This is a genomic window from Bradyrhizobium sp. WSM2254, assembly GCF_000472645.1.
GTDB classification, from domain to species: domain Bacteria; phylum Pseudomonadota; class Alphaproteobacteria; order Rhizobiales; family Xanthobacteraceae; genus Bradyrhizobium; species Bradyrhizobium niftali.
The window spans coordinates 275,946-288,123 of the sequence record NZ_AXAB01000009.1 but is presented as its reverse complement, the minus strand read 5'-3'; the positions used below and the strand labels follow the sequence as shown (position 1 = coordinate 288,123).

The 12,178-nt window shown below is 64.9% G+C and carries 13 protein-coding genes; 1 reads left to right on the top strand and 12 read right to left on the bottom strand.

The annotated features are described in order from the left end of the window. The 12 genes from A3M7_RS46260 to rpmH all read right to left on the bottom strand — a co-directional run. Positions 1–179: helix-turn-helix domain-containing protein (locus A3M7_RS46260; RefSeq protein WP_156936833.1), on the bottom strand; the 179-nt coding region annotated here is incomplete at its 3' end. A gap of 134 nt (positions 180–313) precedes the next feature. Continuing rightward, a complete protein-coding gene (gene dapE / locus A3M7_RS0108250) occupies positions 314–1,480 on the bottom strand; it encodes a succinyl-diaminopimelate desuccinylase (protein ID WP_027543507.1) in 1,167 nt (388 codons plus the stop codon). Next, positions 1,477–2,115, bottom strand: a complete 639-nt coding sequence (locus tag A3M7_RS0108245) for a DUF805 domain-containing protein (protein ID WP_027543506.1) — start codon at positions 2,113–2,115, stop codon at positions 1,477–1,479. Before A3M7_RS0108245 ends, dapE begins: the two co-directional genes overlap by 4 nt. 243 nt (positions 2,116–2,358) lie before the next feature. Next, complete coding sequence (gene dapD / locus A3M7_RS0108240) at positions 2,359–3,204, bottom strand: 2,3,4,5-tetrahydropyridine-2,6-dicarboxylate N-succinyltransferase (protein WP_027543505.1); 846 nt, start codon at positions 3,202–3,204, stop codon at positions 2,359–2,361. A gap of 185 nt (positions 3,205–3,389) precedes the next feature. After that, positions 3,390–4,085 carry a pyrimidine 5'-nucleotidase gene (locus A3M7_RS0108235; protein WP_027543504.1) on the bottom strand — a complete coding sequence of 232 codons (696 nt, stop codon included), beginning with the start codon at positions 4,083–4,085 and terminating at the stop codon, positions 3,390–3,392. A 202-nt stretch (positions 4,086–4,287) separates the two neighbouring features. Then, a complete protein-coding gene (locus tag A3M7_RS0108230) occupies positions 4,288–5,274 on the bottom strand; it encodes a DUF1036 domain-containing protein (RefSeq protein ID WP_027543503.1) in 987 nt (328 codons plus the stop codon). 155 nt (positions 5,275–5,429) lie between these two features. Continuing rightward, positions 5,430–6,317 (bottom strand): acetylglutamate kinase, encoded by an 888-nt coding sequence (argB, locus tag A3M7_RS0108225; protein ID WP_011090823.1) that lies wholly within the window; start codon positions 6,315–6,317, stop codon positions 5,430–5,432. Positions 6,318–6,479: 162 nt separating this feature from the next. Next, the gene (locus A3M7_RS0108220) at positions 6,480–6,845 is read right to left on the bottom strand and encodes a DUF423 domain-containing protein (protein ID WP_027543502.1); all 366 of its coding nucleotides are present in this window, start codon (positions 6,843–6,845) and stop codon (positions 6,480–6,482) included. Then, complete coding sequence (yihA, locus tag A3M7_RS0108215) at positions 6,845–7,498, bottom strand: ribosome biogenesis GTP-binding protein YihA/YsxC (protein ID WP_027543501.1); 654 nt, start codon at positions 7,496–7,498, stop codon at positions 6,845–6,847. The genes A3M7_RS0108220 and yihA overlap by 1 nt, the downstream gene beginning before the upstream one ends. Positions 7,499–7,640: 142 nt before the next feature. Further along, a complete protein-coding gene (yidC, locus tag A3M7_RS0108210) occupies positions 7,641–9,497 on the bottom strand; it encodes a membrane protein insertase YidC (RefSeq protein ID WP_027543500.1) in 1,857 nt (618 codons plus the stop codon). A gap of 17 nt (positions 9,498–9,514) precedes the next feature. Beyond that, complete coding sequence (gene rnpA / locus A3M7_RS0108205; RefSeq protein WP_027543499.1) at positions 9,515–9,952, bottom strand: ribonuclease P protein component; 438 nt, start codon at positions 9,950–9,952, stop codon at positions 9,515–9,517. A gap of 27 nt (positions 9,953–9,979) precedes the next feature. Beyond that, positions 9,980–10,114: a 50S ribosomal protein L34 gene (gene rpmH, locus A3M7_RS0108200; RefSeq protein ID WP_008542748.1), complete on the bottom strand. Its 135-nt coding sequence runs from the start codon at positions 10,112–10,114 to the stop codon at positions 9,980–9,982. A 366-nt stretch (positions 10,115–10,480) separates the two neighbouring features. Here rpmH and A3M7_RS0108195 point away from each other — a divergent pair, with 366 nt between their 5' ends. Further along, positions 10,481–11,980 carry a HAMP domain-containing sensor histidine kinase gene (locus A3M7_RS0108195; RefSeq protein ID WP_027543498.1) on the top strand — a complete coding sequence of 500 codons (1,500 nt, stop codon included), beginning with the start codon at positions 10,481–10,483 and terminating at the stop codon, positions 11,978–11,980. Positions 11,981–12,178: the final 198 nt, after the last annotated feature.

The following is a 12,178-nucleotide window of genomic DNA, read 5'->3' as shown; positions in this document are numbered from 1 at the left end:
GGCCGCCGTGAGCGGTCCTCAATGTTCTGGTCGGCCTGCCATCGTGCAAGCCATTTGTAGCCTGTGTCGGGATGGATATTGAACCGTCGACAGAGCTCCCGTCGGTTCGCTCCCTCCTGCATCGCAAGCCGAACGAACTCCCGCCGCTGATCCATCACCGACACCTCTCGCCAGGGCATGGACTTGGCCTCCCACGCTGCCAAATCCGTGCACTATGATGTGTCGGCTATGTCCCCGAACACCCGTCGGTCATGTCCCCGGGCTGAACATCAAGCCGGGCGATGACGGCGGAGGGTTTGGGGGCGATCAGAGCCTACCCAAAATACCGCGCCAAAATCCCCCGATACACTTTCGTCAGCTTCTCCAGGTCCACCACCGGCACACGCTCGTTGACCTGGTGCATGGTCTGGCCGACCAGGCCGAACTCGATCACGGGGCAATAGCTGGAGATGAAGCGTGCGTCCGAGGTGCCGCCTGAGGTCGACAGCTCCGGCTTGCGGCCCGTCACCTCCTCGATCGCCGACACCGCGAGATCGGTAAACGGGCCGGGCTTGGTGACGAACACGTTGGAGTTCGACGGCTCCCAGACGATGCGGGCGCGGATGCGGTTGCCGCAGGCTTTTGTCAGCCGCGTCTCGACCAGCTCGCGCAAGGATGCCTGGGTGTGGTTGTCGTTGTAGCGGATGTTGAATTTTGCGCGGGCCTCGCCGGGGATGACGTTGTTGGCCTTGTTGCCGACGTCGACCGAGGTGAACTCGAGATTGGAGGCCTGGAATTGCGCGCTGCCATGGTCGAGCGGCTCGTCGGAGATGGCGACGATCAATCGCGAAATGTCCGGCACCGGATTGGAGGCGCGGTGCGGATAGGCGACATGGCCCTGCACGCCGTCGACATACAGCGTGCCGGATTGCGAGCCGCGGCGGCCGACCTTGATGGTGTCGCCGAGCGTCTCGACATTGGAGGGCTCGCCCAGCACGCAATGATCGAATTTTTCGCCGCGCTCGGCGGCCCATTTCAAGAGCTTGATGGTGCCGTTGATGGAGACGTCTTCCTCGTCGCCGGTGATCAGGAACGAGATCGAACCCGTGCCGTCGGCGCGCGGCTTGCCACCGTTGGCGGCGAGATGCTCCAGCACCGCGGCGACCGAGCAGGCGATGCCACCCTTCATGTCGACCGCGCCACGGCCGTGCAGGAAGCCGTCCTTCACCTCGCCGGAGAATGCGCCGACGCTCCAGGCGCTCTCGTCGCCCGGCGGCACCACGTCGGTGTGGCCGGCGAAGGTGATGTGCGGGCCTTGGCTGCCGATCCGCGCATAGAGATTGTCGACGTCGGCAGTGCCGGGCTCGCTGAACGTCACGCGGTGGCAGGTGAAGCCGGCTGCGTTGAGGGCGTTTTCAAGCACCCCGAGTGCGCCGGCATCGGCCGGGGTTACCGAGGGGCAGCGAATGAGATCGCGGGCAATGGAGAGAGCATCGGTCATGCGCCCCGCTTAACATGCATGCCGCCGGGTGGGCTAGCGCTGGGCGGGACAAATTCGATCTCGCTCTGCTGGTCCCAGCTTTTCGCAGGGGAAGGGACGTCCTCGGTCTCGGCCAATGGATCAGGACCGAACCGGTTATCGCCGACGCTGCCGGGCATAATGAACATCTCGACAAATCCCCACAGCCACAGGATGGACGCGACCAGCCAGAACGGAAGCATCCAGGTGGAGTCCGGCAGCAGGTCCGAGAACTGGCTGTATAGGCCGGGCAGGAAGAAGAACAGAACGAGCCACCAGCCGCGCCTGTCGCGATCATGCAGCCGCTTGATCGCAGTCGCGAGATAGATCCAGAGGAACAGCGACAAGCCGAACGCCTTCAGGACCAGGTTCGTGCGATCAAGGGACGAAAGCGGGCGATAGGCCCGGGGATCGACCAGCTTGAAGAGGTCGTCGAGGCCGAAGTCGAAATCGAGCTTCAGCGACAACTTCAATGCCCCCTCGGCGTCGATGAGATGGATCACCTGACCGATCACGCCGAGCAGGGCCGCGAGCAGCGCGACGATCAGCAGCGCCTGCCACAGCAGAGCGCGGTTGATGCGGCCGTCGAAGCGGAGGAGGTACCAGGTCCAGTCCATGGCGAAGGTTCCAGGCGGTAGTGGCCGCCTGGTGATTGGTCGCGATGGAGGGAGGGTGGGTTCGATGAGGCAGGCTGGTGCCGCAAGTCACCTCTCCCCGCTTGCGGGGAGAGGTCGGATTGCATCGAAGATGCAATCCGGGTGAGGGGGAGTCTCCGCGAACTCGTCTGTCGCCGTCCCCGCGGAGACTCCCCCTCACCCCAACCCTCTCCCCGCAAGCGGGGAGAGGGGGAGGAGAGAGTTTTAATCCCGCAGCAGCTCGTTGATGCTGGTCTTGGACCGCGTGCGCTCGTCGACGCGCTTGACGATCACGGCGCAGGCGGTGCTCGGGCCGATATGGCCGTTCTTCATCGGCCTGCCGGGCAGCGCGCCGGGCACCACCACCGAATATTCGGGCACTTCGCCGATGAAGACCTCGCCGGTGTCGCGGTCGACGATCTTGGTCGAGGCGCCCAGGAACACGCCCATGGCCAGCACCGCGCCCTTGCGCACGATCACGCCTTCGGCGACCTCGGAGCGCGCGCCGATGAAGCAATCGTCCTCGATGATCACGGGCTCGGCCTGGAGCGGCTCGAGCACGCCGCCGATGCCGGCGCCGCCGGAGATGTGCACGCGCTTGCCGATCTGCGCGCAGGAGCCGACGGTGGCCCAGGTATCGACCATGGTGCTCTCATCGACATAAGCGCCGAGATTGACGAAGGACGGCATCAGCACGACGTTCTTGGCGATGAAGGCCGAGCGGCGGACGACGGCGCCCGGCACTGCGCGAAAACCGGCATCGCGAAAACGGTTCTCGCCCCAGCCTTCGAACTTCGAGGGCACCTTGTCCCACCAGGTCGCCTTGCCGGGACCGCCGGGAATGACGCCCATGTCGTTGAGGCGGAAGGACAGCAGCACGGCCTTCTTCAGCCACTGATTGACCTTCCACTTGCCGTCGGCCCCGCGCTCGGCAACGCGCGCCTCGCCCTTGTCCAGAGTCTCCAGCACCTGGTCCACGGCCTCGCGCACCTCGCCCTTGGTCGAGGTCGAGATGCCGTCACGCGCGTCGAAGGCGCTGTTGATGGTGGATTCGAGGGCGGACAGGGACATCGGGATTTCCTCTAGGGAATGGGAATTTTGATGGATTGGGCGCTTTTTCGGGATTTGGCGGGGGAGAGTCAAGCTAGGTTCGCTGTCATCACCCGCGAAAGCGGGTGATCCAGTACGCCGCGGCGGTCGTGATGAATCGAGACAGCAGTGATTACTGGATACCCCGCTTTCGCGGGGTATGACAGCTACCTGGGAGGCCACAGCCCCGCCAAGAACCCCGCCAGATCGTCCGTGACATGGTCCACATGGGCGGCATCGCGGCCCTCCAGCTCCCAGTCCTCGCGCACCACTTCCTTGGTGCCGTCGGGCACCACCAGCACCGTGGTCATGCCGAGCTCGTGGGGAACGGTGAGGTTGCGGGCGAGGTCCTCGAACATCGCGGCCCGGGTCGGATCGACCGCATGGTCGCCGAGGAATTTCCGGTAGGTCTGCGCCGCCGGCTTGGGCTCGAAACCGGCGGCGATGATGTCGAACACGCCGTCGAAATGCGCGGCGAGGCCGAGCCGCGCCAGCACCGCCTCGACATGGTCGACCGAGCCGTTGGTCAGGATCAGCTTGCGCCCCGGCAGTTTTGCGATGGCCGCACCGAGCGCCGGATTCGGCTCCAGCGGCGAATGGTCGATCTTGTGGACGTAGGCGAGATAGTCGTCGGCGTGCACGCCATGCAGGGTCATCATGCCGCGCATGGTGGTGCCGAAGCGCCGGTAATAATCCTTCTGGATATTGCGCGCTTCCTCTGGCCCGACGTTCAGCCAGTTGCAGACGAACTCCCCGATCCGCGCATCGACCTGCTGCCACAGATTGACGTGATGCGGATACAGCGTGTTGTCGAGGTCGAATACCCAGGTATCGACATGGGCAAAGGTGCGGGGTGGGTTCATCAAGGCTCTCTATCCGTTGACCGAGGCGGCGGCTCCGCCCTCAATCGTCGTCCTGGCGAAAGCCAGGACCCATACTCCGTGACCGATCATTGGGGCACTCTGGTCGTCGTTCTTCGCCAAACCCAATCCTGGGGTAATGGGTCCTGGCTTTCGCCAGGACGACGGCGGAATGCGTGGCACCGGCACGATCACACCACCGCCATCACGGCATCGCAAACCGCAGCGTCCTGCCGCCGCTCGACATGTCCACCGCGCCAAAACCCATCGCTGCAAACCCGCGCGCGCCGCAATCGGTCTGCTCAACGGTCTCGAACTTGGTCTCGCGCGTGCAGAGCTGCCGGTCGCCGCCCCAGTTCAGCGGCTTGTCCTTCAGCTTGATGGCGCGGTTGTCGGCATCGACGGCTTCCGCGAAGCTGAAGGTCTGCTTCGGCTGGCCGCTCACGTCGGGGTGCAGGCATTTGCCGGGGTCGATGCGGTACCAGCCGCGGCTCGTCACCGACTTGCCGTCGTCGGTGGCGATCGCCGCCATCACCTTGTGCGGGGTGTCGTTGCACCAGGTCAGGCCGCTCGGCGACGGCGTCTGCGTCGCATCGACCATGGTCTTGAAGAAATTCGGCGACGACACGGCGTCGGACGAGAGCCCGCGGCTCTTCAGGAACGCAGCCAGTGCTGCTTGCGTCTTCGGTCCGTCGACACCGTCGATCGCGCCGACGTCATAACCGATGATCACCAGCAGCCGCTGGATGCCGGCGAGGCGCGCCTGCTCATCGTCATATTCGGAATCCTCGGCAAGATACGTCACCAGATTGCCGTCGTCGCCTTGCGTCGGCGTCACTTGCGTGAAGGCGGCCTGGGTCTGGCCGCTGCGGCATTGCCGCGCAGCCGCAATGACGAAATTGTCCTGGGCGACGCACAGCATGTCGCTGCCGTTCTGCGGGATCGGCGAGGCGCCATAGACGCCGAGCGCGCGGGCATTGAGCAGGATGCGGTCGGCGGTCAGCGTGCCCTGCACCACCACGCGGCAGGTGGCGGGATCGATCCGGAACCAGCCGCGCGTCGCGGTCGCCGCCTTGTCGTCGATGCCGATCGCGGCCTCGACGACATAGGACATGCGGTTGCAGATCTTGAGGTCGGCCAAGGCCGGCGCGGAGGAGAACAGGAACGAGACGGCCGCGGCCGGCAGCGTCATCAGGAAGCGGGTCAATGGAGAACGACGGCGTTGCTGCATTCTCGTTTCGTCATGCCCGGGCTTGACCCGGGCATCCACGTCTGCGCCGCGAGAAAGATCGTGGATGGCCGGGACAGGCCCGGCCATGACGTTCTTTCGTCGATGCGTCCAGCCCATCACTTGTGGATCAGCGTCCCCGTGCCCTGGTTGGTGAACAGCTCGAGCAGCACCGCGTGCTGCATCTTGCCGTCGATGATGACGACGCCCTCCACGCCCTGTTCGAGCGCGTAGATGCAGGTCTCGACCTTCGGAATCATGCCGCCGGAAATGGTGCCGTCGGCGATCAGTTTTCGCGCGTCCTTCACCGAAAGCTGCGGGATCAGCTTCTTCGACTTGTCGAGCACGCCCGGCACGTCGGTGAGCAGCAGCAGGCGCTTTGCCTTCAGCGCGCCGGCGACCGCGCCGGCAAAGGTGTCGGCGTTGACGTTCAGCGTCTGGCCTTCCTTCGAGGTCGCGAGTGGCGCCAGCACCGGGATCAGCTCGTAGCCGATCAGCTGGTTCAGCAGCGTGAGGTCGACCTTCTCGGGGTCGCCGACGAAGCCGAGATCAATCGCCTTCTCGATGTTCGAGCCCGGATCGACGATGGTGCGCGTCGTCTTCGACGCCTTCACCATGTTGGCGTCCTTGCCCGAGAGTCCCACGGCCTTGCCGCCGGCTTCGTTGATGTAGCCGACGATCTGCTTGTTGACGGAGCCGGCCAGCACCATCTCGACGATCTCGATGGTCGCCGCATCGGTGATGCGCAGGCCTGCTGCGAACTCCGACTGGATGCCGAGGCGCTTGAGCATGGTCGCGATCTGCGGCCCGCCGCCATGGACCACCACCGGGTTGATCGCGGTCTGCTCCAGCAGCACGATGTCGCGGGCAAAGTTCTTCGCCGTCTCCTCGTCGCCCATGGCATGGCCGCCATATTTGATGACGATGGTTTCCTCGTCATACTGCTGCATGTGCGGCAGCGCTTCGGACAGGATGCGGGCCTGGTCGAGCGGGGAGATGTCGGTCATGAGGCGGATCTCGCTGGCGGGACTGTCGGGCCGCGTTCTATCCGATTGGCGGGGGCAGCGCAAAGTATGCCTGACATGTAGCCCGGATGGAGCGAAGTGTAATCCGGGTTCGTGCCGCAGACGCAGGCCCCGGATTACGCTGCGCTCCATCCGGGCTACGGGTCAGCGCTTGGCCACCACCGCCGCCAGCGTCACCGCCAGCCAGCTCGCGATCATCACCGTTCCGCCGGTCGGCGCCGCATAGGGAAACAGCGAGTGCCCGGCATATTGCCGCAAGGTGAGATCGCCCGCGAACAGCGCGGCGCCGCCTACGAAGCCGGTCGCGGCAATGAGGCCAATTCCGCCATGCAGAAGGCCGCGCGCGAGCAATCCGATCACCGCAAGTATGGCAGTTGCATGAAACAGCAGCATGGCGCTCGCCGAGGCAAGCCGGCTCGCATCGCCGCCATGGGCGGAGGCGGCGGCCAGTGCGACGCCGGCGGCGCCCATCAAACCGGCAAGCCCAATCAACAGGCGGTGCGCGGCCATCACGAGCTCCGCTCTTCCAGCAGCTTCGCCATCGCGGCGCGCAGCTCGGCCATGCCCGTCGCGCTCCGCGACGAGGTCGCGAGCACGTTGGGGAACGCGGCCGGATGCTTGGCCAGCGCGGCCTCGGTCTCGACAATGCGCGAGGCAAGCTCGGAGGGCTTCACCTGGTCGGCCTTGGTCAGCACGATCTGATAGCTCACGGCGGAGCGGTCGAGCGTCCCGAGGATCTCGAGATCGACGTCCTTCAGCCCGTGTCGCGCATCGATCAGCACATAGACGCGCGCGAGGCTGGCGCGGCCCAGCAGGAATTTGTGAATCAGCTCGGTCCAGGACGCGACCTGGCTCTTCGGCGCCTTGGCATAGCCATAGCCGGGCATGTCGACGAGGCGCAGGTCGGTTTTCCCGGGGACCTCGAAGAAGATCAGCTCTTGCGTGCGGCCCGGCGTGTGCGAGGTGCGCGCCAGCGCATTGCGGCCGGTGAGCGCGTTGATCAGGCTCGACTTGCCGACATTGGAGCGGCCGGCAAAGGCGATCTCCAGCCCGTCCATCGGCGGCAGCGTCTGGATCGAGGGCGAGGCCCAGATGAACTGCCAGTCGCGCGCGAACAGCTTTCGCCCGGTCTCGATCAGTCGCTCGTCGGTCTTGTCGTTCATGCGAGCGGTCCATCCTCTCGTCATGGCCGGGGGCTTGTCCCGGCCATCCACGCCTGTCTGCGGGGCGCCCTCCTAAACGTGGATGCCCGGGACAAGCCCGGGCATGACGATGTGGAGGCAGTTTGCCTGGCAGTGTCGGAGGCTACGTCGCCTCAGTCGTCACTTTTTTTTTGAACAAACTTCGAATGTTGTCGAGCAACTCCACCTTCACGCCATTGCGGCGCATGATGAAGCTCTGCTGGAGCACCGAGAGCGTGTTGTTCCAGGCCCAGTAGATCACGAGGCCCGCCGGGAAGCCCGCCAGCATGAAGGTGAAGATCAGCGGCATCCAGTTGAAGATCATCTGCTGGGTCGGATCCGGCGGCGTCGGGTTCAGCTTCATCTGGAACCACATCGTGATGCCCATGATGATCGGCCAGATGCCGAGCGCGAGGTAGTGGCCGAACACCGGAATCGTGGTCGGATCGAGCGGGATCAGCCCGAACAGGTTGAACAGATTGGTCGGGTCCGGCGCGGAGAGGTCCTTGATCCAGCCGTAGAACGGCGCGTGCCGCATCTCGATGGTGACGAACAGCACCTTGTAGAGCGAGAAGAACACCGGGATCTGGATCACGACGGGAAGACAGCCGGCGACCGGATTGATCTTCTCCTTGCGGTAGATCTCCATCATCTCCTGCTGCTGCTTCACCTTGTCATCGGGGTAGCGCTCTTTCAGCGCCTGAAGCTGCGGCTGGATCGACTTCATCTTCGCCATCGAGGCATAGGACTTGTTCGCCAGCGGGAAGAACAACAGCTTCACGATCACGGTCACGAGCAGGATCGAGATGCCGAAATTGCCGAAGAAGCGGTAGAAGAAGTCGAGGCCGAGGAACATCGGCTTGGTGATGAAATAGAACCAGCCCCAGTCGATCAACAGGTCGAAATGGTTGAGGCTGAGTTCCTTGTTGTAGCCGCCGTGGCCAGCGAGCGGGAAGTTGATGCCGACGACGCCGGCTTCCTTGGCGCCGGCAAACAGCCGCGCGTTCGCCGTCGCACTGCCGCCGATCGCGACGGTGACGGGATCGAGCAGATAGTCGGTCTGGTAGGTGTGGACGTTGCCGCTCGGGTTCGACGAGAAGCGCGCCTGAAGCTGGGCGCTGGTGTCCGGCAGCAGCGCCGAGGCCCAGTACTTGTCGGTCATGCCGAGCCAGCCATTGGTGGCCTTGAAGTTCACCGACTTGGCTTCGTCGATCTTCTTGTAGGCGTATTCCTGCAGGCCATCGAGATAGCCGATCAGGCCTTCATGCAGGATGTAGTAGCCGGAGACCTGCGGGGTGCCGTGGCGTGAGATCAGCGCGAACGGATAGAGCGTGACCGGCGCGTTGCCGACATTGCTCACCTCGTCCTTGATGGTGAAGAGATAGTGGTCGTCGACCGAGATGGTGCGGCGGAAGGTGAGGCCCTCGCCGTTGTCCCATTTCAGCACCGCCGGCGTCGTCGGCGTCAGGCTGCCGCTGCCGTCCTGCTGCCAGACGGTCTGCGCGTCCGGCAGCTTGGCCGTCACGCCCGTAGCCGGCACCCAGCCGAACTCGGCGTAATAGGGCTCCGCGGTGCCCGAGGGCGAATACAGGATGATCGGCGGCGACTTCGGATCGACCGTCTCGCGATACTGCACCAGCGCGAGATCGTCGATGCGGCCGCCCTTCAGCGAGATGCTGCCGGCGATCCGCGGCGTGTCGATCTTCACGCGCGGGCTGGCCGCAATCGCGGTGTCGCGGGCGACGACCGGCTGGGCCTGCTGGTTCGCTGCCGGCGTCGACGGCTGCGTGCCGCCGGATTGCGGCGTGGCGCCCGGCGTTGCGGAGGCCGTCGGCTGCGGCGTGGTCTTCTGAAGCTCGGCCTGCGCCTGCTGCTGGGCGCGCTGCTTCTCCATCGCCGGCACGTTGTAGAAATACTGCCAGGCGATCAGCACGAGGCCCGATAGAATGACGGCGAGGATGGTATTGCGATTGTCGGTCATCATCTAATGTCTCGTCATCAATCCGGTTTGCGGCTGGCAGCAGGAGCGGTGCCGGGCCCAATGCACTCGGTTCTCGGGCCGCGTCCCTTTGACTGTCCCTTGTGAGATCCCGTGTGAGATCCCTTGGCCGTATGCCGCGCGGGCTTCGAGAACGCTATGCGCAGATCGTCGAGCATGGCGGCGAAGGGGCGCGAGAGCGCGTCCCTTCGGCCGACCAGTACATAGTCATGATGGGGCTGCATTGACACCGGATCGAGCCGCTTCACCAGTTCGCGAAGCCGGCGCCGGATGCGATTGCGCGCGGGGGCGTTGCCGTTCTTTTTGGTGACGGTGAAGCCTACTCGGATCGGGCCACCGTCGTCGCGAGGGCGGCTTTGCAGGACGAACGCGGGACTATTCACCCGCGCGCCATTGGCAACGGCGAGGAAATCCGCCCGCTGCCTCAGCCGATCCATGATGAAATCCCAAAAAGGGGGTCTGGCTCAGGCGCTCAGACGCTTGCGGCCGCGGGCGCGGCGGGCGGCGAGAACCTTGCGGCCGCCGGCAGTGGCGAGACGGGCACGGAAACCGTGACGGCGCTTGCGCACCAGTTTGCTGGGTTGATAAGTCCGCTTCACGGGTTTTTCTCCGCTGACCGGGCAATTTGCCTGTAGAATTGATGGTAAAGTCCGGAAGATGCGGCCCAAAACGGGCCCTTTTTCGGCCCCAAGAGAGCCGCTCCCGGCGTTACACCGGGTCATCGCGGACAATTCGCGCGGCTTATATGCGAGCGCCCCCTTTTCGTCAACGCCACAAGAGCGCAGGATTGCGGTGAATATCGCTGTTTGTGCGGGGTTTTTAATCGGTGAGGTAGCGACTCGCCGTATCAGCGCTTACATCCCACATTGGGAGATTAGCGATCCGTAATTTGACCGGACCGGGGGCGGGGCCGCATCCTTCCTCCGCCAGATCGTTCACCGGCCAAATCAGTGAGGACGAATTTCGTGGCAGCGACAGACCTCCAGCCGATCCAGGATACGGATCAGGGGGACCCGCCGGCGATCCGGCCGCGTGGGCCTGCCGGGCTTGGGCTGTCGGGCAAGCTGCTGCTGCTCACCGTCCCCCTGGTGATGATCGCGGCCATCCTGCTCTATGTGCCTGCCATCGCCAACTTCTGGGTCAACCGGCTGAACGACCGCGTGGCCGCGGCCAACACGGCGGCGCTGGTGCTCGACGCCGCGCCGCTCGGTATGGTTCCCGATTCGCTGTCGCGCGAGATCCTGAAAAGCATCAATGCCCGCGCCGTCGCCATCAAGATGGGCCAGCAGCGCCGGCTGCTCGCCAGCGACAATCTGCCCACTGCGATCGAGCACGACGTTGACCTCCGCGACATGACCGTATGGGAGGCGATCACCGGCTCGTTCCAGATGATGCTGGAGACCGGCAACCAGGCCATCCGTATCGTCGGCCCCGGCGTCGGCAATGCCCAGTTCGTCGAGATCGTGACCGACGAATTGCCGCTGCGGCAGTCGATGTACCGATTCTCCCGCAATGTCGTCGTGGTCGCGCTGATCATCGGGGTGCTGACCGCGGGCCTCGTCTATCTCGCGCTCCACTATCTCTTCGTGCGGCCGATGCGGCGGCTGACCGCGAGCCTGGTCGGCTTCCACGAAAACCCCGAGAGCTCGGCGCGGATCATCGTGCCGAGCCAGCGCAGCGACGAGATCGGGGTGGCCGAACGCGAATTGTCCGACATGCAGCGCGATTTGATGTCGATGCTGCATCAGAAGAGCCGGCTTGCCGCGCTCGGCCTCGCCGTCTCCAAGATCAACCACGATCTGCGCAATTTGCTCGCGTCGGCGCAGCTTCTGTCGGACCAGCTCGCCAGCGTGCCGGATCCGCGGGTGCAGCGCTTTGCGCCCAAGCTCGTGCGCTCGCTCGAGCGCGCCATCGCCTTCTGCCAGTCGACGCTGTCCTACGGCCGCGCCCAGGAGGCCTCGCCCGACCGCCGCATGATCATGATCGAGCCGGTCGTGCTGGAAGTGCGCGAGACCGCGGGCCTTGCCAGCGATGCCTCGATCGCCTGGGTCGCCGCGATCGAGCGCGGGCTCGCGGTCGATGCCGACCCCGACCAGCTTTTCCGCGTGCTGCTCAACCTCGTCCGCAACGCCGCCCAGGCGCTGGAAAGCCATTCCTCCGGCGAGGGTGGCGTGCAGCAGATCCGGATCACGGGCAAGCGCGAGGGCGCCGTCGCCATCCTGGAGGTCTCCGACACCGGCCCCGGCGTCCCCCAGAAGACCCGCGACCATTTGTTCGAGGCGTTCCAGACCTCGGGGCGCCCCGGCGGCAGCGGGCTTGGCCTCGCCATTGCCGCCGAGCTCGTCCGCGCCCATGGCGGCGACATCCACCTGGTCGAAGGCACCATCGGCGCCACCTTCCGGATCGTCATCCCCGACCGCCCCGTGGAACTGCTCTCCATCCGCAACGAGCGGGCAAGGGCGTAGGGCTCATCGCTGTCATTCCGGGGCGGCGCAGCGCGCCGAACCCGGAATCCGGAGGTTTTGGCGCAAGATTCCAGGTTCGATGCTCCGCATCGCCCCGGAATGACAACGGAAACCGTCATCTCCCTGCAAAATCTCCCCATCCCGGACCTTGCCAACCGGGGCAAGAGCGGTTAGTCAGAGCGCTCTTTCGCACCCCTC